This is a genomic window from Chitinophagaceae bacterium (genome assembly GCA_016699815.1).
In the GTDB taxonomy this organism is placed as follows: Bacteria; Bacteroidota; Bacteroidia; order Chitinophagales; family Chitinophagaceae; genus Ferruginibacter.
Genome location: CP065012.1, coordinates 1,732,531 through 1,755,395, shown reverse-complemented (window position 1 = coordinate 1,755,395; position 22,865 = coordinate 1,732,531). Strand labels below are relative to the sequence as shown.

At 38.4% G+C, this 22,865-nt stretch carries 20 protein-coding genes; 12 read left to right on the top strand and 8 right to left on the bottom strand.

The window, feature by feature from the left end:
- The first annotated feature begins 141 nt into the window (after window positions 1-141).
- The 7 genes from IPO46_07785 to IPO46_07755 all read left to right on the top strand — a co-directional run bounded on the left by IPO46_07785 (window position 142) and on the right by IPO46_07755 (window position 7,307).
- Window positions 142-1,476, top strand: a complete 1,335-nt coding sequence (locus tag IPO46_07785) for a T9SS type A sorting domain-containing protein (protein ID QQS62039.1) — start codon at window positions 142-144, stop codon at window positions 1,474-1,476.
- A gap of 269 nt (window positions 1,477-1,745) precedes the next feature.
- Window positions 1,746-2,522, top strand: coding sequence for an alpha/beta hydrolase (locus tag IPO46_07780; GenBank protein QQS62038.1), 777 nt, complete (start codon window positions 1,746-1,748; stop codon window positions 2,520-2,522).
- Between the two features lie 78 nt (window positions 2,523-2,600).
- Window positions 2,601-3,263 (top strand): CBS domain-containing protein, encoded by a 663-nt coding sequence (locus IPO46_07775; GenBank protein ID QQS62037.1) that lies wholly within the window; start codon window positions 2,601-2,603, stop codon window positions 3,261-3,263.
- A 15-nt stretch (window positions 3,264-3,278) separates the two neighbouring features.
- Window positions 3,279-4,709 carry a hypothetical protein gene (locus tag IPO46_07770; GenBank protein ID QQS62036.1) on the top strand — a complete coding sequence of 477 codons (1,431 nt, stop codon included), beginning with the start codon at window positions 3,279-3,281 and terminating at the stop codon, window positions 4,707-4,709.
- 16 nt (window positions 4,710-4,725) lie between these two features.
- Window positions 4,726-5,604 (top strand): NAD kinase, encoded by an 879-nt coding sequence (locus IPO46_07765; protein QQS62035.1) that lies wholly within the window; start codon window positions 4,726-4,728, stop codon window positions 5,602-5,604.
- A 9-nt stretch (window positions 5,605-5,613) separates the two neighbouring features.
- Window positions 5,614-6,588, top strand: coding sequence for a GHKL domain-containing protein (locus tag IPO46_07760; GenBank protein QQS62034.1), 975 nt, complete (start codon window positions 5,614-5,616; stop codon window positions 6,586-6,588).
- Between the two features lie 14 nt (window positions 6,589-6,602).
- Window positions 6,603-7,307, top strand: coding sequence for a response regulator transcription factor (locus IPO46_07755; protein QQS62033.1), 705 nt, complete (start codon window positions 6,603-6,605; stop codon window positions 7,305-7,307).
- Here the strand turns inward: IPO46_07755 and IPO46_07750 are convergent.
- From IPO46_07750 to IPO46_07730, 5 genes are all read right to left on the bottom strand, one after another.
- Complete coding sequence (locus tag IPO46_07750; protein QQS62032.1) at window positions 7,297-9,219, bottom strand: protein BatD; 1,923 nt, start codon at window positions 9,217-9,219, stop codon at window positions 7,297-7,299. The genes IPO46_07755 and IPO46_07750 overlap by 11 nt on opposite strands.
- Window positions 9,220-9,302: 83 nt before the next feature.
- A complete protein-coding gene (locus tag IPO46_07745) occupies window positions 9,303-9,998 on the bottom strand; it encodes an SDR family NAD(P)-dependent oxidoreductase (protein QQS62031.1) in 696 nt (231 codons plus the stop codon).
- 14 nt (window positions 9,999-10,012) lie between these two features.
- Window positions 10,013-10,669, bottom strand: a complete 657-nt coding sequence (locus IPO46_07740; GenBank protein QQS62030.1) for a phosphatidylserine decarboxylase family protein — start codon at window positions 10,667-10,669, stop codon at window positions 10,013-10,015.
- Window positions 10,670-10,723: 54 nt separating this feature from the next.
- Complete coding sequence (locus IPO46_07735) at window positions 10,724-11,434, bottom strand: phosphatidate cytidylyltransferase (GenBank protein ID QQS62029.1); 711 nt, start codon at window positions 11,432-11,434, stop codon at window positions 10,724-10,726.
- Window positions 11,435-11,436: 2 nt separating this feature from the next.
- Window positions 11,437-12,432, bottom strand: coding sequence for a CPBP family intramembrane metalloprotease (locus tag IPO46_07730; protein ID QQS62028.1), 996 nt, complete (start codon window positions 12,430-12,432; stop codon window positions 11,437-11,439).
- Window positions 12,433-12,516: 84 nt separating this feature from the next.
- Between IPO46_07730 and dusB the strand changes: the two genes are divergently transcribed.
- Entirely contained in the window at window positions 12,517-13,554 is a 1,038-nt protein-coding gene (gene dusB / locus IPO46_07725; protein ID QQS62027.1) for a tRNA dihydrouridine synthase DusB, read from the top strand.
- 18 nt (window positions 13,555-13,572) lie between these two features.
- The gene (locus IPO46_07720; GenBank protein QQS62026.1) at window positions 13,573-14,799 is read left to right on the top strand and encodes an S-adenosylmethionine:tRNA ribosyltransferase-isomerase; all 1,227 of its coding nucleotides are present in this window, start codon (window positions 13,573-13,575) and stop codon (window positions 14,797-14,799) included.
- Window position 14,800: 1 nt separating this feature from the next.
- Here the strand turns inward: IPO46_07720 and IPO46_07715 are convergent, their stop codons facing one another.
- Window positions 14,801-15,364 carry a L,D-transpeptidase gene (locus IPO46_07715; GenBank protein ID QQS62025.1) on the bottom strand — a complete coding sequence of 188 codons (564 nt, stop codon included), beginning with the start codon at window positions 15,362-15,364 and terminating at the stop codon, window positions 14,801-14,803.
- 222 nt (window positions 15,365-15,586) lie between these two features.
- On the opposite strand from IPO46_07715, the gene IPO46_07710 reads away from it, so the two are divergent.
- The 3 genes from IPO46_07710 to IPO46_07700 are packed head-to-tail and all read left to right on the top strand — an operon-like array spanning window position 15,587 to window position 20,160.
- Window positions 15,587-17,683: a ComEC/Rec2 family competence protein gene (locus IPO46_07710; protein QQS62024.1), complete on the top strand. Its 2,097-nt coding sequence runs from the start codon at window positions 15,587-15,589 to the stop codon at window positions 17,681-17,683.
- Between the two features lie 9 nt (window positions 17,684-17,692).
- Entirely contained in the window at window positions 17,693-19,207 is a 1,515-nt protein-coding gene (purH, locus tag IPO46_07705) for a bifunctional phosphoribosylaminoimidazolecarboxamide formyltransferase/IMP cyclohydrolase (protein ID QQS62023.1), read from the top strand.
- Window positions 19,208-19,215: 8 nt separating this feature from the next.
- Window positions 19,216-20,160: an EamA family transporter gene (locus IPO46_07700; protein ID QQS62022.1), complete on the top strand. Its 945-nt coding sequence runs from the start codon at window positions 19,216-19,218 to the stop codon at window positions 20,158-20,160.
- Here IPO46_07700 and IPO46_07695 read toward each other — a convergent pair.
- Together IPO46_07695 and IPO46_07690 are read right to left on the bottom strand one after the other, a co-directional pair.
- On the bottom strand, window positions 20,132-21,424 hold the full coding sequence (locus tag IPO46_07695; protein ID QQS62021.1) for a hypothetical protein: 1,293 nt from the start codon (window positions 21,422-21,424) through the stop codon (window positions 20,132-20,134). The genes IPO46_07700 and IPO46_07695 overlap by 29 nt on opposite strands.
- A gap of 24 nt (window positions 21,425-21,448) precedes the next feature.
- Complete coding sequence (locus tag IPO46_07690) at window positions 21,449-22,828, bottom strand: iron-sulfur cluster-binding protein (GenBank protein ID QQS62020.1); 1,380 nt, start codon at window positions 22,826-22,828, stop codon at window positions 21,449-21,451.
- Between the last annotated feature and the right edge of the window lie 37 nt (window positions 22,829-22,865).

Below are 22,865 nucleotides of genomic sequence, written 5' to 3'. Positions count from 1 at the left end.
TCTATCCCCCACCGAAATTGGTACTACTGTTCAACTTTATCCCTTTATTAATTTTTCTGAAATACCAATAACTACGAGCATTTCAGGACAATAAAACCAATATTTTCAAGTTATACTGGTTAACAAAAGCCAATATTTACTATGAAAAAACACTACACTTTATTGCTGGGATACCTTATGGCTTCTTTAGTAAGTATAGCCCAATCGTTTACGGCAAAGCCGGGTGTTACCACCTGCCCCGTAAGTAATGGTTATTATGAATACTTGCCACAAGGTTATAATAATAATCCAAGTGAAAAATTTCCCCTTATTGTATTTATTCCCGGAATTGGAGAGTTGGGAAATGGCACCACTAACTTAAGTACGGTATTGCGCCATGGCCCTGCAAACCTTATAAACGGTGGTACCTGGCCCACTTCATTTAACGTAGGTGGTCAGGATTTTAAATTTATAGTAATAACACCTCAATTTACAACCAACCCATGGTGTGGGCACATCAACACTATGCTTGACTATATAATTGAAAATTACAAAGTAGATATAGACCGCATTTACTTAAGTGGGTTTAGCCTGGGTGGCGGCGCTGTATGGGCATATGTGGGTGACAATGCAACTTATTCAAACAGGATTGCAGCAATTGTACCCGGTGCTGGTGCATGGTCGCCCAATGCCACATTTTGCCAAAATATGGCTGCAACAGACTTACCCGTACTGGCATTGCATAACAATTATGATAATGTAGTGCCAGTAAGCAATACCAATTATTTTGTGGACAATACCAACACCGTAAACGGTACACCTATAGCAGCGAAAATTATTTATTATGGTATTTCCGGCCACGACCTTACACATGGCTTTAGCCTGAACCTTAACCAGTATGGATATAGCGGATTTGCCGATCAAAACGTATATAACTGGATGCTGAAACACAAACGAAATAATGCTTCACCGCTTCCTGTAAACTTTACCGGATTTACCGCAAGTAAGCAAAGCAGCAGAACATTACTTAAATGGAGCACAGCAAATGAAATAAACAACCAGGGTTTTGAAATATTACGCAGCCAGGATGCATTTAACTGGCAATCGCTGGGCTTTGTTAACAGCTCTGGTACTAATTCCGGCAATTATAGCTACGTAGATGTACAGCCTTTTACCGGAAAAAATTATTATAAACTCAAGCAAGTTGATTTTGATGGCAAAGCAACTTTTACAGCAATTAAAATGATTGACTTCGGAAAGCACGGATATATCATACCGTTAAACCCGGCCAGGAACGAACTTACCCTCAATACCGATATTAATTTCTCCAATACAAAATTGAAAATTTACAATTTGCAGGGGCAGTTTATAAAAGTAAGCCTGCTCAATGGCTCCGGCCAGGTTTCTGCGGATGTGCATGAACTGCCGGCAGGCCTGTATGCAGGAGAAATAATGGAACAAGATAAAAAACAGGTTATTCGTTTTATAAAACAATAGTTAAACCCCCATTTCAATTAAAAGGCCTTCTGTAATGGAAGGCTTTTTTCATATAAATAAATGTTTAAATAAGCAGGCTAAAAAACTTACAGCAGGCTATTTTATTTTTATTTCACCCATCCTGAAAAAAGCGATAAGGGGTATAATATTTTATGCAGGAAACATAGAAATCACTAATTTACCCATGCAAAATAAAATTGAAGATGGGGTTTTGGGTTAATTAGAGTATTTTTAGCTTAAATTAAACCATATCTATTTATTATTGATTGATGATTTACGAAATAAAACAAGACGGGAAATTTAAGTATATAGAAGAAGGAAACGGAGAACCCTTGCTATTGCTACATGGCTTATTTGGCGCTTTAAGTAATTTTGCACACTTAATTGAATATTTTAATAAATCCTATAAAGTTGTGGTGCCTATGTTGCCGCTGCTCGATTTGGATTTGTTACATACATCGGTGGGAGGGCTGCAAAAATTTGTACATAAATTTATCGAAAACAGGAATTATACCTCAATCAACCTATTAGGCAACTCATTGGGCGGCCATGTAGCCCTGGTACATATATTAAAACACCCAGAAAGGATAAAATCATTAACCCTTACCGGCAGTTCAGGCCTTTTTGAAAGCGGTATGGGCGACACCTATCCCAAAAGAGGAGATAAAGAATACATCCGCAATAAAACAGCCCTTACCTTTTATGACCCGGCAATAGCTACAGATGAATTGGTAAACGAAGTTTTTGAAATAACGAATAACCGGTTAAAAGTAATTAAAATAATTGCCCTGGCTAAAAGCGCCATAAGAAACAATCTGGGAGAAGAACTCAACCAGATAAAACAACCTACCTGCCTTATTTGGGGAAATAACGATACCATTACACCCCCTTTTGTTGCCAAAGAGTTTAACCGCTTAATCCCCAATAGCGAATTGCATTTTATTGACAAATGCGGCCACGCACCAATGATGGAAGTTCCGGCAGAGTTTAATAAAATACTGGAAGGTTTCCTTACAAAATTAAAAACGCCTGCTGCAACGGTTTAACAAAAATTTTTGTCTGTTAAATAAGCAATTTGCTTTAAAACAATATCTAACTTGTAAAACTCGTTACAAACTAGCAATATGCTAACTATTGACCATATTAATAAAAATATACCCCAGCTACAGCTTACCGATACGGTTGGAAAGTCGTTACATTTAATCAACGATTACCGTGTAACCCACTTGCCGGTTGTATTGGAAAAAAAATTTCTTGGTCTTGTGAGCGAAGAGGACCTGCTGGATCAGGAAGACGAGCAACTCACACTAGATGGCCTTCAAAAATATTTTATTCAGGATGCCATTTTAAACGATATCCATTTTTTAAATGCCGTGGAGTTCAGCTTGAAACATGACAGTAGCCTTGTGCCTGTGGTGAACCAGCAAAGAGAATATTTTGGCGCCATTACCACAAGCGACCTTTTGAAAATAATGGGGAATTTTGCCGGTGCATATGAAATAGGCGGCATTATTGTTTTGCAAATGGAACGGCCGCAGTTTAGCATTTCAGAAATAAGCAGGCTGGTAGAAAACAACGATTGCCACATCCTTCACCTGAATACACAAACCGACCACAGCACCGGTATTTTTACCGTAACCCTGCATGTAAACCACCGGGAAATTGCCCCGTTGGTGGCTTCATTTGAACGGCATGAATATGATGTACTGTATAGCTATGGCAGTGAAAAATTTGAAAATGAAATTGACAGCAATTATAACCATCTAATGAAGTACCTTGATATTTAAAGCATCAGTTGCTGCATGAAATTTTTCTTACTCTTGTTTCTTGTTGGCTTTACACCAGCCGTTGTTGCCCAGGAAATAATTATGGCTCCGCAGGAAATATCCACCCAACCATCTACAGACAGCGCAAAACTAAAAGTGGGGAAAATTATTATTACCGGCAACAAAAAAACAAAATCATATATTATTGAACGAGAGATGAAATTTAAGGCAGGAGAATATACCTATGCCCCACATATTGCCATCAACCTTGAACTTTCACGGCAGCTGATTTATAATACCAACCTGTTTTCCGAAGTAATGGTTCAGCCAGTTTTTAAAGAAAATTCAACTATTGATATTTATGTTACTGTAAGAGAAAAATGGTACCTCTACCCTACCCCACAATTTCAACTGGTAGACAGGAACTTTAATGAATGGGCAAATATTTATAACTATAGCCTCAGCAGGGTTATTTACGGGCTACGTTTTGTACATTATAATTTTAGTGGCAGAAGGGACCAATTACGCTTTATATTACTGAATGGGTATGCCCGCAATTTTGCTGTGCAATATTCTGCACCATACAGTAACAGCAAGCTGGATGAAGGCTTTGGTTTTAGTGCAGGTTATACCCAAAACCGGGAAATTTCTTTCGGCACATCAGCAAATAATAAATTACTGCAATACAATAACCAAAATAAATTTGTAAGAAATACTTTTCAGGCCTACGGCTACTACAGTTCAAGAAAAGGATATTTTAGCCGTCATCGCTACCAGGCAGGTTATACCTATATGCAGGTTGCCGATTCCGTAGTAAAACATTACAATCCTTTTTATTTTAATGATGCTTCATTGCATCAAAACATTATTGATTTAAGTTACAATTACAGTTACCTCAATGTAAATAACATTAATTATCCCTTAACCGGAAAAACCTTTGGAGTAAATATTTTAAAAAGGGGATTGGGTATTAAAGAAGGAGTAAATTTATTTTCAATTGATGCAGCCTATAACCGTTACTTAAACATGAACAAAGGCTGGTACGGCAGTGTGGAACTTTGGAGCAGGATAAAATTACCCTTTAACCAGCCTTATATTAACCGGCGGGCATTGGGTTATGGCGATTTAAATTTGCGTGGGCTTGAATATTATGTGATAGACGGCTCAGTGGCCTCTATGGCAAAATTTACAGTAAGAAAAAAAATATTTGATTTTAAAATACCCTTTCCAATAAAAAACAAAATTGTTCCTTACATCCCTTTTTCTTTTTATGCCAAAGCATTTGGCGATGCAGGCTATGTGTACAGCCAGCAGGATGCACGTGCCATGCTCAACAATAAACTTTTATATACCGGCGGCGTAGGCCTTGATGTGATTACGCTTTATGATGTTACCGTAAGATTGGACTACTCCTTTAACCAGTTAGGCGAAAAGGGCTTATTTTTACATTTAACAGGAGGCTTCTAATGCACCGGTTACAAATATGAGAATAGCTATTTACAGCAGGGGTTTGGAAATTACCCAAAGGGAAGAAATTGGCCTTCTTTTGCAGGAACTTAAAAAGCAAAATGTAGAGCCTGTATTTTTCCAGGATTTTTTTAACCAGTTTTATTCTGCAATTGACATTAAAGGCAGTTACTCTACCTTTAACTCCAGCGCCGATATGGATGACAGTATAGACTGTATGATAAGCCTGGGCGGCGATGGCACTTTGCTGGACACTGTTACCTTTGTAAAAGATTCAGGCATACCGGTACTGGGCATTAATTATGGTAGGCTGGGCTTTTTGGCCAATATTGGCAAGGAAGAACTGCACTCTGCAATTGAGGCTTTGGTAAACCGGCAATTTGTAACCGATAAACGTACTTTGCTCCACCTTGATGCCAATATCCCGCTATTTGGCGATACCCCTTATGCGCTTAATGAATTTTCATTGCACAAAAAAGACACTTCACCCATGATTAAAATCCATACCTATTTAAATGGCGAACTTTTAAATACGTACTGGGCAGATGGCTTAATTGTGGCTACACCAACCGGTTCCACCGGGTATTCATTAAGTTGCAACGGGCCCATTGTTTTCCCCGATAGCGCAAGTTTTGTAATTACCGCCGTAGCGCCGCATAACCTGAATATAAGACCCATCATTATCCCCGACACCAACATTGTTTCCTTTGAAATTGAAGGCCGCACCGATGGCTTCCTTTGTACCCTTGACAGCCGCAAAGAAGCGGTACCCAAAGAAGTGCAAATTGCCATAAAAAAAGAAGAATTCGGCATCAATCTCATACGCCTTAATGAAAATAATTTTTTGCAAACCCTCCGTAACAAACTTTCGTGGGGGCTCGATAAAAGAAATTAATTTTTTGCAATGACAGCAAAACCCAAAAAAATTAAAAGCATTTACGTTATCTATTGGGTATTGCTTGCTTATATAATAGCAGCACTGGTATGGTGGTTTATTGCATTAATGCAACAAAACCAAATAATGGTTAACATACGTAAAGCCGAATTAATTAAAAGCGATTATAATTATGATTTAAAATTTAAGGCAATTGAAGAAGATAGAAAAAGAAAAGTAGCCCAGTATGTTGGGGAAGGCTCCATTTTTTTTTTACTGATAATTGCCGGCGCCGTATTTGTATTCAGGGCAATCAGGAGGCAACTGAAACATTCGCAACAGCAGCAAAGTTTTATGATGGCCATTACACATGAACTTAAAACGCCTATTGCCGTTGCCAAATTAAATTTAGAAACCCTGCTCAAGCATAAGCTTGATGAAAACCGGCAGCAGCGCCTGCTCCACAATACGCTCCAGGAGGCTAACAGGCTAAATGATTTAAGCAATAACCTCTTATTCTCCTCTCAAATAGAAGCCGGAGGATATATGTACCACCCGGAGGAAACGGATATAGCTGCTATTACCCAGAAACTGGTTCAGGAATATATGCAACGCTATCCCGAAAGGGAAATTCTGGCATCTGTTGAAGATAATACAATAGTAAATGGCGATGCCATACTGCTGCAAATAACCATCAACAACCTTTTGGAAAATGCCCTAAAATATTCTCCCAAAGATAAAAGTATATGCATCATGCTGGCCAAAAAAGGGCCAAATGCACTGTTTTCGATAACCGACAACGGGCAAGGCATCCCCAACAATGAAAAGCAAAATATTTTTAACCGACATTACCGCCTCGGCAATGAAGCTACCAAAAAAGCTAAAGGAACCGGGCTTGGCCTTTACCTGGTTAAAAATATCATTTTTACACACAAAGGAAAAATTGAAGTAACCGATAACCCGCAGGGCGGCAGTATCTTTGCCTTTTCTATTCCTTTGATATAATTTTATTGAATACCATGCAGGGCAAACCATATTCTATATTGCTTGTTGAAGATGAAGAAAATTTACAGGAAGCCTTAAAGCTTAACCTTGAGCTGGAAGGTTACTTAATAAGCAGCGCATACAACGGCGCTGAAGCTTTAAAAGCCGTACAGCAGGAGCATTTTGATTTAATTATTTTGGATATTATGCTCCCTGAAATTGACGGCATCAGCGTTTTAGAAAATATTAGACTCACTGGCAACCTTATTCCTGTACTGATACTTAGCGCAAAAAACAACAGCGCCGACCGTGTACTAGGTTTAAAAAAAGGCGCAGATGATTATCTCAACAAACCCTTTAACCTTGAAGAATTATTGCTGCGGGTACAAAACCTAATTAAAAAAAGCGAGCAAATTGCCATAAAAAAACCGCTGCCAGAAATTTATAGCTTTGGAAAAAACAAAATAGATTTTAAAGCCCTGGAAGCTTTTGGAAAAAATGCAAAAAAGTTAATGCTTACTAAAAAAGAAATAATGCTGCTGAAATTATTGATAGAGAACAAAGGCGAAGTGGTAACCCGGGAAAAAATATTACAGGCTGTTTGGGGATACAACGTATACCCTACAACCAGAACAATAGATAATTTTATCCTCAACTTTAGAAAATATTTTGAAGAGGATAGCCGCAACCCACGCTACTTTCATTCTGTAAGAGGTATTGGCTACCGGTTTACCGAATAATACCAGCACTGCTAAAGCCATTTAAATATTGTATAAATTGCTGGGTACGGCTGTACAATTCCTGCTTTCCTTCATGAGATGGCAATGGGGAATAAACCTGCTTGTCTATATCCTGTAGCAGGTTTTGTGCTTGAAGTATTACCTCGTTGTTAAAGCCCTTTTTATCCATTGTATACATTATTTTTTTACTGCTGATTTCTTCCCGGTGAATGGCTAGTTTTTCTGAAAGAAAGTTTTTAAACTCTTTATTGAGCGCTGTATAAAATTCGCTGGAATTACCTGTGTATAAAAAATTTTCTGTTTGCTTTAATGCATTTTGTACAAGAGATGCTTTTTGAATAAAAAGCCGGTGCAATTCTTCATCCTGCTTACGCTGTTGGGCTTGCTCTACCCTTTTAAAGGCTTCTATTTTCTCTTCACTTTTTTGTTCCTTTCTTAGCCAAAAAATTAATCCGCCAATAATAAATGCAGCAATAATAGTAACCACCAATGGCCTGTTTTGAAACAATTGGTTGAGCGGGCTTAATTTTTCTTTTGCTGTTGCATTGTTGCCGACAAAAATGCCTTTTGTGCTATTTCCTTTTGTAACTGAAATTGCAATGGGTTGTGTAGCAATTTTTTTATACGCAGCAGTATTGGGATCAAAATACGTAAAATGAATGGAAGGCAGGGTATAATTGCCTTCTTTTGCAATAGAAAATGGAATGTCAAAATATTTTGTGCCGCTCACGGGTACTGCCAATGTATTTAATTTATCGTTAAGTTTTACTTCATAAGCCTCTATACCCTTAGGCCATTTTACATCAGGCACAGTAATTAATTCCATATTTCCGCTTCCTGAAATTGCAATGAGTAATTTGCCCGGCACATCTGTAGCAATACTTTCTTTTTCAACAGCAGCGCTTATTTCAAACTCACCTACAGCTCCGTTAAAATCAGGTGGTTTATCTTTTTCAGGAAATGGTTTTACCTCTATTGCTACCGGCTTGCTGGAAAGGGTTATGTTTTCTGTAATAATATCATCGGGGTTTACACCTGCGCCGTTGTACATATTATAGATTACATCGGGATTGTTTATAGCTTCGGGCTTTAAAAACTGTACTTCATTAAAAAGAGTTGCAGGCTCCAGTTCAAATTTTCCGGATTGCAATGGATATAACTGTACTTTTCTAATGCTATAAACATTGTACTCCCTTCCTTCCCATTTTTTTCTCGCAAACCCATAATCGTCTGGCTGCTGCAAATCAATTACCGAAAACCCGTTGAAAGATGGGCTTTTATCTAACCGGCTGTTGCTTTTTAACCGGGTATATAAATTATAGGTTGCTACCAACGGCTCGCCAATATAGCAGGTTTGCTTGCTGGTTTCCAATACAAGCTGCATATTCCTGCTTATCTTTTTACTTACATCATCTCCCTTTTTTAAAATAAATTCGGTAAATTCTTCTTTTGCTGGTTTTTTGTTTTGAAAAGGATCGGCTTGTGTAAAAGGATAGTTTTGTTGTGCATTACTGCCAGGTGTAATACTCTTTAATACGGTTATTTGCTTTGATGTTGTTGCATAAGTTGCTCCATTTACTTTTACCTTGGCAATACCAATAGCCAGCCTTCCGGATACTTTAGGCTGAACGATATAACTTACGGCATAATATTTTTTTGCAGGCTGGTTATTTAATGAGCTCTCCCAAAACTCTTCATTGGGTCCGCTTACCAAATAAAAATTTTTAAAATCTGGTGGAGCAACCTTTTGAACGCCATTGCTGTTTTCAATTACCACTCGAAAAGTAGCATATTCATTTTGGTAAATTACAGCAGGAGAAACATTTGCCGATACTTTTACTTGCGCCTGTAAAAAAAAGGCATTGATAATTAAGTAGCCCGATAAAAATATTTTTGTAAATAAAAATTGCATGGTCAAAATGCAAATTTAGCCCAATACCTGTTGCAGGTTTTTTAAAATAAGGATAAATGATTGTAAGAAACTGTTAAAGGATATTATAAATCCCCAAGCTGCGGCCTTATTACCATATTTTCCACAACAGCCTGTGCAGATAATTTGGAAGCAGTATATATCATTTCGGCAATATCCGAAACTTCCATAATGCGGTTTTGGCTATTGTCAAAGCCTGTCCACGATTCCGTCATTACTGCACCAGGGTATACGGCCGTAACTTTTATTCCTTTTTCCCTTAGCTCATACCTCAGGTTTTCACTAAAGCCTTTTAAAGCATATTTACTGATGCTGTAGCTGCCGCCTTCGTTGTAAGGTTGCAGTGAAGCCACAGAACAAATATTAAAAATATGGCCCGAACGATTTTTAAACATAGCAGGCAATACGGCACGTGTTAAATGATAAGCGCTAAAGAGGTTGATATTTAACATGCGTTCCAACTGGCCATCGGCTTCGTTATGTACTTTTCCGGAAATAAAAAGGCCGGCATTATTTACCAAAATATCCGGCGTTCCCTGCTCCAAACAAAAATTAGCAAATTTCAGCACTTCTTCCGTTTGGGATAAATCGGCGGCAAAAATTTTGATGGAAGCGGCATTTTTCTGTTGCAGTTCGCTTGCTGCTAATTCCAGTAAATTAATATTACGGCTGCAAAGCAGCAAAGTATTGCCTGCTTTATTAAATTTTTCGGCAATTGCCTTTCCAATTCCACGGCTGCCACCGGTTATAACAATATTCATTTGTACAATTAAATTTAAAGTTCTGCAATTACCGAAACGCCGCCTTTAACGGTTTCATTTAACTTCACTTTAATCCTGGTATTTAAAGGCAACAATAAATCAACCCTGCTGCCAAATTTAATAAATCCCAATTCTTCATTTTGCTTTACCTTATCGCCTATATGCAAATAGTTAACAATGCGCTTTGCCACCGCCCCGGCAATTTGCTTTATCAATACTTCTGCATTATCTTTTTGAATCACTACACTATGCCTTTCATTTTCGGTAGATGATTTTGGGTTCCATGCCAGCAAATATTTTCCTTTATGATATTGGCTGTACACAACCTGGCCACTTAATGAGTTCCGGTTTACATGCACATTTGCAGGGCTCATAAAAATTGAAACCTGTAAGCGTTTTGTTTTAAAGTACTCATCATCATAGGTTTCTTCCATTACTACTACTTTGCCATCGCAGGGCGAAACAATAAGGTGCTCGCCATATACATATTCCCGGGAAGGTATTCGAAAAAAAGAAACAATAAACAACAGGAAACCCATTGAAATTATTAAAAACGCAATACAAAGCCACATTGAAGTGCTGCCAAAAAACCAAAACAGGGAGAGGTTTAGCAACACAACAATAAGTGTACAAAGTGCAATGGTTTTATATCCTTCGCCATGAATGGTCATTTTCTTTATTTTATTGATGAGCAAAGTTAAGTGAACAAATGTATTTGGCAACTACTAAACAACCAGTGCAATTAATTTAAGATACAACCATACTGCAGGTGTTGCTATTAGCAGTGAATCAAAGCGGTCTAAAAACCCACCGTGGCCGGGCATAAAACTGCCGCTGTCTTTTACATTGGCCATACGTTTTAATTTGCTTTCCAGCAAATCTCCAAGCGTGCCAAAAATGGCGCAAAGCATGGCAACAGTAACCCAGTGTTTTACCGCAAACATTTCTTTGGCTACAGGTAAAAACCGGGCAGCTATACCTATCAGCAGCACACATAAAACCATTCCGCCAATGGTGCCTTCCCAAGTTTTTTTGGGGGAAATTTTACTAAATGGCGTTTTGCCAATTAACGATCCCACAATGTAGGCCATAGTATCATTTATCCAAATAGAAAAAATTATGGCACAGGGAATTACTTTGTTAAAAAAAATTTGCTGTGTATGGTTTAGGGCAAAAAACCTTATTCCAGTTGCAAGGTCAACCAGCATTAAAATGGGTAAAGTGATATACAAAAATCCAAAAAAATAACAGGGATTACTTTTGTTGCCATAAATTTTTTTTACCAGTTTTATAAACTCATACCAGCAACCAAAATGTATTATGCAAAAAAGGGTGATAAAGAACCAGTAGTTCCACAACAAACCCAGCAACAATACTGCGGCAAAAACAATTGCCGAAATGGTTCTGGTTTTAAAAACTGCTTTATTGAGTGCCAAATTTATTCGCTTGTATTATTGGCCAATGATTGAAAAGGGCTTTTTTCGGCAATTAAAGCCTGCTCCCTTGCTGCAATACGCAACCTGTTTTCTGCAGAGAATATATCGTACAACTTAAACAAAAATATTATTGCCAAAAAAGCCAGCAAACCTGCCCACCACGCCACTTTAATATTTCCTGCATCTAAATTTACTTTACCTTTTGCCATATACTCGCTAAATAAAAAGGTAAGTGCAAGAGCATTGTTTAAAAAATGGGCAATAATATTTACCCAAATATTGCGGCTTTTATAAAACATCCAGCCCAGCACAAAACCCAAAATGGCACGGCTTAAAAATAAATAGATACTCATGTGAATGCAACTAAAAATAATAGAGGTAACTATAATTGCCGCCAATGGCGCCTTCCACCATTTTTCTAAAATATTTTGTAAAGCGCCCCTAAAAAGCAGCTCTTCAAACATAGCCGGAAAAAAGGCCAAAATAAAAATGGCAACAATAAAAGCTCCCCAGCTTTTTAAATTGCCCAAAAGTTTCACCTGCTCGGCATATTGGTCTTCCAGTTTTTTTGCCAAAGCATCCATTGCCGGCAATTTGGCAACAATGGCTTTGCTCAAATCTTCCAATGGGCCTGCAGCAATATTGGCCAAAAAAATAATGGCAAACCCAAGCGCTATTTGACGGAAGTTCACGTATTTATTAAAACCCAGCCAAAACGGGTTTCTGCCATTGGCAATAAGGCTCAATAATGCAGCAGGGATAAACATAAGGCAAAAAGTACCCAATACCTGCGAAAGCCTTACGGCACTTACATTATTAGGGTCGTTCATTACCTTCATGAGCGCACCACTATCCATCAAAGATGCTCCGGGAGGCAAAGCTTGTGCAAAAATTACCAGTTGCACTATAGCTGCCAATACAAAACCCAGGCCCAAAAACAAAAACAACATTCCCAACTGTCCTAAACCGGTAAATCCTTTGATACTTTTATACTCCATGGCTTTTTTGTAATTTTGCAGCACAAGATAACACAACAATTTTTTGCTGTTTTAAATAATTTTGATTCAACAAGTTACGCACTAATGCCCAAAATAGGCACTATCAATTTACCGGAATTTCCCCTTTTGCTTGCTCCTATGGAAGATGTAAGCGATCCGCCATTTCGTGCAGTTTGCAAAGCCAATGGCGCCGATGTAATGTTTAGTGAATTCATCAGCAGCGAAGGATTGATAAGGGATGCTATTACAAGCCGTAAAAAACTGGATTTTACCGAAGAAGAAAGGCCCTTTGCCATACAAATTTTTGGAGGTGATGAAGAGGCCATGGCCCTGAGCGCTAAAATTTGTGAAACCGTAAAACCAGATTTTGTTGACATTAATTTTGGCTGCCCTGTAAAAAAAGTGGTGAGCAAAGGAGCAGGTGCAGGCGTTTTAAAAGATATGGATTTAATGGTGCGCCTTACCGAAGCTGTGGTAAAAAGCACCAACCTTCCTGTAACGGTAAAAACAAGATTGGGCTGGGACGATAACACAAAAAATATTGAAGAAGTTGCCGAACGTATGCAGGACGCAGGGATACAAGCACTAACTATACATGGCCGCACCCGTTGCCAGTTGTACAAAGGCGAAGCAGACTGGGCACTGATTGCCAAAGTTAAAAACAACCCACGCATACAAATGCCCATTTTTGGAAATGGGGATATTGACAGCCCGCAAAAAGCTTTACAGTATAAAAATAAATATGACGTAGATGGCATAATGGTGGGTCGTGCCGCAATAGGTTACCCATGGATTTTTAGGGAAATAAAACATTACCTGGCTACCAGCGAAATATTACCTGCGCCCACCCTGCAGGAACGCATTGAGGTATGCCGCACCCATTTAAAAAAATCTGTTGAATGGAAAGGCCCCATTGTGGGCATAAATGAAATGCGCAGGCATTATACCAATTATTTAAAAGGCTTGCCCAATATTAAAGAGTTCAGGCAAAAATTAGTTACACTGCCGTCACCCGATGCAGTAAACGAAGTGCTGAATGATATTGGTGAATATTATAAAGGCTATGAGTTTGAGCGGCTGCCCATACAAATAGTGAATTACCATGAAAAATGTGCATTGTAGTAAATTAATATGCCTGCTATGCACCCATCATTCATTTCCATATCAGCATACACTTACGATTTACCCTCAGAGCGTATTGCACTGCATCCGCTGGAGCAAAGGGATGCTTCCAAACTCTTGATTTATAAAAATGGGATGATAACAGAAGACCGCTTTGGCCATATAACCAGCCATCTCCCCGATAAAAGCCTGGTAGTTTTTAATAACTCAAAAGTGATTAATGCACGGATGATTTTTGAAACAACCACCGGAAAAAAAATTGAAATATTTTGTTTAGAACCTTTTGGATTAATAAATGAATACAGCGCAGTAATGACAGCTACGGGCAGCTGCCAATGGATATGCCTTGTAGGTGCTGCTGCAAAATGGAAACAGGGAATATTACAAAAAAAAATAACAGTACAGCAAAATGAAATTGTATTGGAAGCAAGAATTATTGAAAAAACTGGCGATAGTTTTAAAATATTATTCAATTGGTCGCCTGGTCAATATTGCTTTGCCGATATTATTGAAGCTGCAGGAGTTGTACCCTTGCCGCCCTATATTAAACGGCATACAGAAATTGAAGACGTAAGCCGCTACCAAACTATTTATGCATTGCAGCAAGGTTCGGTTGCTGCGCCAACGGCTGGACTCCACTTTACTAATGATGTAGTAAAAAGTTTTGCGCAAAAAAAAATCCAGCAGGCATTTGTAACACTTCATGTAGGCGCTGGCACTTTTAAACCCGTAAAGTCGGCTACCTTGCAACAACATGATATGCATGCAGAATGGATGGACGTAAGTGTAGATACTATTGAAAAAATAAAATCCGCAAACGGTGCCATTACTGCTGTGGGCACTACATCTTTAAGAACCATTGAAACATTGTACTGGCTTGCTGTAAAAGCCTACCTTCAACCCAATTTAAAAACATTAGAACTTCGGCAATGGGAAGTTTATGAAGCGCCACTCAACAATGCAAACCTAAGCTGCACACAAGCTTTGGAACATTTACTTTTATGGCTTAAAAAGAACAATAAAACGAGTTTGTTTACGCAAACTCAATTGATAATAGCGCCAGGTTATCAATTTCGGGTTGCCCAAATATTCATTACCAATTTTCACCAGCCACAATCTACTTTACTTTTACTTGTAGCTGCTGCTGTAGGCAACAACTGGAAAAACCTTTACCAGTTTGCAATGGAAAATAATTTTCGATTCTTAAGTTATGGAGATGCCAACCTCATTTTTATAAATTCTTAAATTAAGGTTCAATAGTAACCGGCGTACCTACCGGTATATAACTGTACAGTTCTTCCATTTCGGTATATTTTACAGATACGCAACCATCGGTCCAGTTGTAATAATTATCTACGGTCCATTCTTCTTCTTTACGGGTGGAGTGTATGGCAATACCATTTCCTATTCTTGCCGTTTTGGGTATTTCACCATGCGCTTTTCTATCTTTAAATTTTTTGAAGCTTTCAGCCGTTGGATAATCCAGCAGCATTTGCGGACCCCATTTGGGGTTTATCCTTTTTTGAATAATTTTAAAATGCCCGTTTGGCGTACGCTTATCTCCTTCACGCATTTTATCGCCAAGATCTTTACTACCAAATACTATTGGGTAAGTAGCATACCAGCCTTCATCATCATATACTTTCAACTCATAATCGCTTTTATCAATAATAATATAATAATTCTTCCCTTCTTGCACGGGCCTGCTTTCTTTTACAAAAGAAAATATTTTTTTACCCGATGGTACAAAGGCAGTAATTGCCAAAAAGGCTGCAATGGATACGGGGAGGAAGAATATGCGGTTTTTCATTTTTTAAACAGATTTTTACTTTTATTAAATGTACACAGATGCATGCTTTAAGCTCAAAGTAAAAGTAAAATCAAGGTGAAAATAATAAATTAATGAGGCAAATTAAAGCCTTATTTGTAAAAAAATTCCCAAAATATTACCAGGGTTATTTAACCTCCTAATACCGTAATTTCTATATAGTTATAAAAAAGCAAAAATTCAAAACTTTTAGTAACTTAGGTTATGCAACCTACCCATAATCTTCCGCTGTGGAAACAAGCCCCATTTATACGGTTGCTATTTCCGCTTATTGCAGGCATCCTGCTGCAATGGTACCTGGGTTTTAGCCTGGGCTACATCATCATTTGCCTAATTTGTTTTTCCATAGCGCTGTCCTTTTATTACTTTTTACCGGTTTCCCTAAAGTATACTTTTCGTTTTTTACAGGGTTTGTTAATTTATTTTTTTATTGCATCTGCTGCCATGCTGCTCACCTGGCAAGCCGATAAAAGCAAACAAAAAAGCTGGTATGGCCATTCTTTAACCGACAGCAGCAAGCTCCTGTTAAAGATAAACGAGCCGCTTGTTCCCAAAAAAAATTCTTATAAAGCCGACGCCCTTGTAGAAGCGGTAATCAATAATGGCAAAATATTACCGGCAAGTGGAAAATTACTTTTATACTTTTCCCAAACTATTGACAGCAACCTGTATTACGGCGATAAAATTATTATTGATAAATCCCTCACCTGGATACGTAACTCCGGCAACCCCGGCGCTTTTAATTATGAAAGGTATACTTCGTTTCAGCAACTATTTCACACGGCGTTTATTTCGCCAGGAGAATATGTGAAAACCCATGAAAGCAATCAAAATTTTTTCTCCCGTTTTATCTATCAATCCCGTACTTATATTTTAAACAACATTCGGAAATATATTGGCGGCAATAAAAACGAACAAGGTATTGCCGAGGCCTTGCTCATAGGATATAAAGAAGACCTGGACAAAGATTTGGTACAGGCGTACAGCAATACCGGCGTGGTACATATTATTGCCATTTCTGGCCTGCACCTGGGTTTAATTTATGCCATATTACTCTGGATATTTACCAAAACCGGGCTAATGAAACGGTCTAAATTAATATCTGTTATCCTCATCCTTTCTTTTTTATGGTTGTTTTCTTTGCTTACCGGCGCATCGGCCTCCGTTTTGCGCAGCGCTGTTATGTTTACTTTTATCCTTAGCGGAAAATCATTTTTTAAGCAGGCAAATGGCTATAATGCATTGGCCGCTTCGGCATTTACTTTACTTTGCTGGAACCCTTACCTGCTTTGGGATGTAGGTTTTCAATTAAGTTACCTGGCTGTATTTGGAATTATGTGGCTGCAACAGCCCATTTATAAACTATGGTTTATAAAAAATAAATTACTGCAAAGCGCCTGGTCGTTAATGAGTGTAACGCTTGCAGCACAGGTTTTAACTTTCCCGGTGTGCATCTATTATTTTCACCAGTTTCCCACTTTGTTTTTGTTTACCAACTTTATTGCTGTGCCCATATCTACCATTATTCTTTATAGTGAAATACTGCTGATATTATTTGCGGCTGTTGAACCCGTAGCCATACTTTTGGGAAAAATAAGCCATTGGACAATTTATGCATTGAATGTGTTTATTCAAAAGTGCAACAGCTTTTCCTTTTCTGTTATTGATAAAATATATGCCAACCCTTACAGCACCTGGATATTGTATGCATTGGTAACGGCACTATGTTGCTGGCTTTTGTATAAAAATAAAACCTGGCTTAAACTATCTTTTTTGTTTTTGGGTATTTATGCCGGACTAATGATCTATGCAAGGATTGAAATAAACCGGCAACAAAAAATTATTATTTACAATGTGAGCAGGCAAAGCGCCATAGATTTTATTTATAAAGACCAGTATTTTTTTGTGGGCGACAGCATTTTACTGCAAGACGCCCTGCCCAAAAACTTTTACCTAAAGCCTGCCAGGGTTTCTATGTTATTAAACGAATCCACAGTACCGTTTGCAAACCTCAGCATCAAAAAAAACCTTTACAAATTTGGCAATAAAACACTTTTATTGGTTAATAGGGAATTTAGTGTTGATTCTGCTGCCCCCAAAATAAAAGTGGATATTTTATTATTTACCAAAAGCCCAAAACTTTCTGTAAAGGAGGTTACAAGCCGTATACAGCCCACAATAGTAGTTTTTGATGCATCAAACCCGTTGTGGAAAATTGCCAAATGGAGGAGCGAGTGCGAAAGTTTAACTTTGCACTGCCATTCGGTTCCCGAACAAGGCGCTTATGTATTCGGTTTCTAAGAAAAATTTATGCAAAAAAAAATCAACGCTGCGCTTATCTCCGTTTTTTATAAAGACGGGCTGGAAAATATTATACATGAACTCAACAATCAGGGCTCTATAATTTATAGCACCGGCGGCACACTGGAATTTATTGAAAAGTTGGGCGTTAAAGCAATTGCTGTAGAAAGCCTTACCGGCTTCCCGTCAATTTTGAGCGGCAGGGTAAAAACACTCCATCCTTTGGTATTTGGCGGAATTTTGGGCAAGAGAAATGATGCAAAGCATATTGCCGAAATGAAGCAGTACAATATCCCAGAAATTGATTTGGTAATTGTTGATCTTTATCCCTTTGAAGAAACGGTAAAAAGCACTACCGACGAAAATGCCATTATAGAAAAAATTGATGTTGGCGGGCCAAGCATGATAAGGGCTGCTGCCAAAAATTTTAATGACACCGTAGTGGTAGCTTCAAAAAATGATTACACTTTATTAGTAGAAATTTTATCATCGCAAAACGGAGCCACAAACCTTGAGCAAAGAAAACATTTTGCCGTAAAAGCTTTTGATGTATGCACTGCTTACGACAATGCCATCTCTTCTTATTTTAACGGCATTGCCATAGATACGCCTTTTAACAAAGAAAAAAAGATATTGCGCTATGGAGAAAATCCACATCAGCAGGCAGTTTTTTATGGTAATTTAAATGAACTTTTTTTGCAGTTGCATGGCAAAGAATTATCGTATAACAATTTGGCCGATGTAGATGCAGCCCTTGGCCTCATGGCAGAATTTGAAAACGGCAACGAAACTGTTTTTGCCATAATAAAACACAGCAATGTTTGCGGTATAGCGGCAAAAAAAACTACCAAAGAAAGCTGGGATGCAGCATTAGCTGGCGATCCGGAAAGTGCTTTTGGCGGCGTTTTAGTAACCAATGGCAGGCTGGATAAAGCCACAGCCGAAGCCATAAATGAAATATTTTTTGAAGTAATTATTGCGCCTTCTTTTGATGATGCAGCCTTAAAGGTATTACAATCAAAAAAGAACAGGATAATATTACAGTTGCTGGCAAAGCCACATGCAACAACACAAATGAAAACGGTATTGAACGGCTTGTTGATTCAAGATACGGATAAGGGCACCTATAGCGACTGGAAAGAAAGCGGTGGCCGCCAAACCACTGATGCAGAAAAAGAAGATTTAATTTTTGCCAATATTATTTGCAAGCATTTAAAAAGCAACGCAATTGCATTGGTAAAAAACAAGCAGCTTATTGGTAAGGGCTGCGGGCAAACCAGCCGCATAGATGCATTGAGGCATTCCATAGAAAAAGCCGGGCAATTTAAATTTGATTTAAACGAGGCTGCATTGGCCAGCGATGCATTTTTCCCTTTTGATGATTGTGTAAAAATTGCCCATACAGCGGGTATTACAGCATTTATACAACCCGGTGGATCTATAAGAGACGGCGACTCCATTACCTATTGCCAGCAAAATAACCTGGCAATGGTAATTACAGGCATGAGGCATTTTAAACATTAACATCAAAAATGCTCATTCAAAAAATTCGTAAAAGCTCCAAAGCCAAGGCATACCTTGCTTTGCTTACAACTAGCATTGTATGGGGAACTACCTGGGTTTTTAGCAAAGCCGCAGTAATGGAAATGCCGGCTTTGCAAATGGCTGCCATTCGCCAGCTTATTGCCGGTTTAGCCATGGTTTGTTTTTTTATTTTTTACAAGAAACTTCCTTTGCCTTCGGCCAGAGAATTCAGTTGGTTGTTTCTTATGTCCATATTATTATTTGTTATCGCAAATGGTTTTAGTACCTGGGGCGTAACTTTTATATCATCGGGATTGGGCGCATTAATTGGAACCCTTTATCCGCTAAGTGTTGTACTTATTGAAGCAGTTTTTTATAAACAAAAAAACATACCTCCACTTACCATATTTGGCCTGGTATTGGGCATTTTTGGCGTAGGTTTGGTACTGTATGAAAATGCATTTGTAAATGCAGACAAACATTATGGCTGGGGGTTGCTACTCTCTGTAATTGCCATGCTCAGCTGGAGTTTTGGAAGTGTTTTTTTAGCAAGAACCAAGCAAACGCTAAACCCTTATTATTCCCTTGGCTGGCAAATGCTCATCAGTTCTGTAATGCTCTATGCCATGTCTTTATTGTTTTCCCAACACATTTCTTTTAGTCAAATTTCCTTAAAAACATGGGGCATTATAGTTTACCTTGCTACATTTGGCTCTATTATTGCTTTTGTGGCTTTTTTATATACATTAAAAAAATTACCGCAGGCTATTGCTACTTTATATGCGTATATCAACCCCATTGTTGCCATGTTTATTGGTGCATGGCTATTGGGAGAAAACTTAAACAGGTATATACTCGGAGGTGCTTTTATTACCATACTGGGCGTATTCCTGGTAAACTATAGCATTAGAAAAGCAAGAAAAACTATTGTGCCGCATTCACCTGAGCAATAAACGATTTATACATTTTTGCCCACCCAGTAAATTCTTTTGCATTGCCCAAAAAATTATTGTGAAAAATAGTAATCAATTGGCCATTTACCTGCCGGCATTGCCGGTAATAATACAATAACTCTTCGGCAGCTTGCTCCACGGTAAATTTTTGTTCATAAAAACTATTGGCATCCATAAAGCAAAATGGATGTATTTTAAGTTGCGTTACCGTCTCAGTTTTTAAGTTATACCAATAAAATGCAGATGCAGTAGATGCTCTAAAACCATTGATGCTGCCACTACCCATACTGTAATCACCGGTAATGCCATTGCGCAAAAGCTGCTCGTATGTTTCAGGCAAATCCATTTTTATAAAATGTTGCCTTGATTTTGTAATGGTTTTGCCGGCAATTTTTTCCAATACCCTTTTCTCATTTTGAAGCATTTCTCCGTTTTCATTGGATGCCCAGGAAGGATGGATACCCAAGTCATATTGCGTAGCATGTTGGGCAATTAACTTTTGCAGGCTGGCGTTACCGGGTAGTATATTTTTATCATACACACTATTTTTTTCTGCAACTAAAAAAAAATATACCGGCATTAATTCAAATTGATGATTGATGGTATCCATTATTTCATAACTGTCAAATGGATCTTTGCTGAAGCCTGCCAAGACCGATAACCGCTCCAACGAAGGCCTTTTAAAAAACCCTCCTGCATTGCGGAGCAGCCCTTTATTTTTATAGGAAAATGCAATATCAATATCATAAGTAGGCAAAAATGAAAAACTGCCCATTGCGTATCTGAATGAAGGGAATTGCTGTTGTAGCACTGTAGCAAAATGATTGATCCAAATATCCACAAGCGGAACATTAAAAAATCCTTCTTTAAAAGCAAGTGAATTTTTACTGTTATATCTTCCGTAAAAATCTTTTTGATGCGGCAAATATTCTTCGTAGCGACTGATTAAATAAAATGATGCTGCAAAAATATCAAACCTATACCCAAGGCCCGATTTAAAAAATGCTTTTTGCCCTTCAAAGTCAAAACAAAATATTTTTTGATCTTCAATCCCTTTTTCAAAAAGCAGGCCGTGGGGCATTAGTTGCAGGCAATCTCCGGAAATAGTACGGTTACTGTAATTAATTTTTGGCCCATCGTGTTTTTCAAAACTTTCGGCATGTTGTGTAATACTGTAAGCACAATTTAAACGCTCTGCAAATATAAACTTGCAGATATACTGGAGCCGCACCGATATTTGATTTGAATAGATGAGCAATCCCATAACCAAAACCTGATAAAATAATATTTATGAATTTCCCCGTTTCTCTTTCCACATCTGGTTAAATGTTTTTTTGCTGAAGTGCAGGTTATCCCTGTGTTTGGCCCAGCCCTTAAACATACCATTTACCATTTTATTTTTTAAATCCCCGTTTCCCAGGTTCATCATTTTACGGCTAAGTGATGCCAGCTTCCAGGCCTTCCAAGCGTAGCGTTCGCTAAGATTGCTCAACCCGTTTTCAACAGCCTCCTTTCTGTTGTTTAACAATAGTTGATGAATGCCAATATTTACCGGGCATACTTCGGTACAATTGCCGCAAAGCGAAGAGGCATAACTCAAATGCTTGTATTCATCGAGGCCCTGTAAATGCGGCGTAATTACGCTGCCTATGGGCCCGCTATAAGTAGCGCCATAAGAGTGGCCGCCTATATTTTTATAAACCGGGCAGGCATTAAGGCAAGCGCCGCAGCGGATACAATATAAACTTTCTCGTTGCGCCGTATTTTTTAAAATTTCTGTACGGTTGTTGTCGAGTAAGATCACAAACATTTCTTCGGGCCCGTCAGTTTCGCCTGTTTGCCTTGGCCCGCAAATAATGTTGCTGTATACCGTAAGTTTTTGTCCGGTGCCAAATGTGCTAAGCAATGGCCAAAAAAGAGCAAGGTCGGTAATAGAAGGAATCATTTTTTCGATACCTACCAGTACAATATGTGTTTTTGGAAAAGCGCAGCTAAGCCTTGCATTGCCTTCATTTTCTGTAACGGCAATTGCGCCTATATCGCCAATAATAAAATTAGCTCCGGTAATACCTACTTCTGCTTCAATATATTTTTTGCGTAAAATATTTCGGGCCACAAGGGTGAGCTCCTGTGGTGTAAGTTTGGGATCGGTGCCCAGTTTATTGGCAAAAAGTTTTGCTACATCTTCCTTGCTTTTGTGCATAGCAGGTGTAACAATATGGTAAGGAGGTTCGCCATCCAATTGCTGTATGTATTCGCCCAAATCGGTTTCTATGCTTTCAATGCCGTTTTCTTCCAAAAATTTATTGAGATGAATTTCTTCGGTGGTCATGCTTTTGCTTTTTACCACCGTTTTGCAATTTTTTTCTTTGCAAATATTTACAATTGCATCCACTGCCTGCTGGCCATTTTCTGCCCATAAAACTTTTGCGCCACGGCTGCTTATTTGCTGTTCAAAATGCTCCAGGTATTTATCCAGGTTTTCAATTGCATCCCATTTCCTGAGCTTGGCTTTTTTCCGGGCCAATTCAGTATGGGCAAATTGCAGCTTACCCTGCAGTACTACGGCATTATACTTTCCTATATTATAATTAATGGTGCGCCGGTGCTCTAAGTCTGCCGATTTTATGGTGCTTTTTGCCAGGAATATTTTTGAAGCCTCAGACATGGGTTGTTTTTGTAAAGATAGCCTGTTTCACAGTTTA

What these genes read in the sequence shown, in the direction of transcription:
- IPO46_07785 (QQS62039.1), top strand. Translation starts at nt 142, where the DNA reads ATGAAAAAACACTACACTTTATTGCTGGGATACCTTATGGCTTCTTTA.
- IPO46_07780 (QQS62038.1), top strand. Translation starts at nt 1,746, where the DNA reads ATGATTTACGAAATAAAACAAGACGGGAAATTTAAGTATATAGAAGAA.
- IPO46_07775 (QQS62037.1), top strand. Translation starts at nt 2,601, where the DNA reads ATGCTAACTATTGACCATATTAATAAAAATATACCCCAGCTACAGCTT.
- IPO46_07770 (QQS62036.1), top strand. Translation starts at nt 3,279, where the DNA reads ATGAAATTTTTCTTACTCTTGTTTCTTGTTGGCTTTACACCAGCCGTT.
- IPO46_07765 (QQS62035.1), top strand. Translation starts at nt 4,726, where the DNA reads ATGAGAATAGCTATTTACAGCAGGGGTTTGGAAATTACCCAAAGGGAA.
- IPO46_07760 (QQS62034.1), top strand. Translation starts at nt 5,614, where the DNA reads ATGACAGCAAAACCCAAAAAAATTAAAAGCATTTACGTTATCTATTGG.
- IPO46_07755 (QQS62033.1), top strand. Translation starts at nt 6,603, where the DNA reads ATGCAGGGCAAACCATATTCTATATTGCTTGTTGAAGATGAAGAAAAT.
- IPO46_07750 (QQS62032.1), bottom strand. Translation starts at nt 9,219, where the DNA reads ATGCAATTTTTATTTACAAAAATATTTTTATCGGGCTACTTAATTATC.
- IPO46_07745 (QQS62031.1), bottom strand. Translation starts at nt 9,998, where the DNA reads ATGAATATTGTTATAACCGGTGGCAGCCGTGGAATTGGAAAGGCAATT.
- IPO46_07740 (QQS62030.1), bottom strand. Translation starts at nt 10,669, where the DNA reads ATGACCATTCATGGCGAAGGATATAAAACCATTGCACTTTGTACACTT.
- IPO46_07730 (QQS62028.1), bottom strand. Translation starts at nt 12,432, where the DNA reads ATGGAGTATAAAAGTATCAAAGGATTTACCGGTTTAGGACAGTTGGGA.
- dusB (QQS62027.1), top strand. Translation starts at nt 12,517, where the DNA reads ATGCCCAAAATAGGCACTATCAATTTACCGGAATTTCCCCTTTTGCTT.
- IPO46_07720 (QQS62026.1), top strand. Translation starts at nt 13,573, where the DNA reads ATGCACCCATCATTCATTTCCATATCAGCATACACTTACGATTTACCC.
- IPO46_07715 (QQS62025.1), bottom strand. Translation starts at nt 15,364, where the DNA reads ATGAAAAACCGCATATTCTTCCTCCCCGTATCCATTGCAGCCTTTTTG.
- IPO46_07710 (QQS62024.1), top strand. Translation starts at nt 15,587, where the DNA reads ATGCAACCTACCCATAATCTTCCGCTGTGGAAACAAGCCCCATTTATA.
- purH (QQS62023.1), top strand. Translation starts at nt 17,693, where the DNA reads ATGCAAAAAAAAATCAACGCTGCGCTTATCTCCGTTTTTTATAAAGAC.
- IPO46_07700 (QQS62022.1), top strand. Translation starts at nt 19,216, where the DNA reads ATGCTCATTCAAAAAATTCGTAAAAGCTCCAAAGCCAAGGCATACCTT.
- IPO46_07695 (QQS62021.1), bottom strand. Translation starts at nt 21,424, where the DNA reads ATGGGATTGCTCATCTATTCAAATCAAATATCGGTGCGGCTCCAGTAT.
- IPO46_07690 (QQS62020.1), bottom strand. Translation starts at nt 22,828, where the DNA reads ATGTCTGAGGCTTCAAAAATATTCCTGGCAAAAAGCACCATAAAATCG.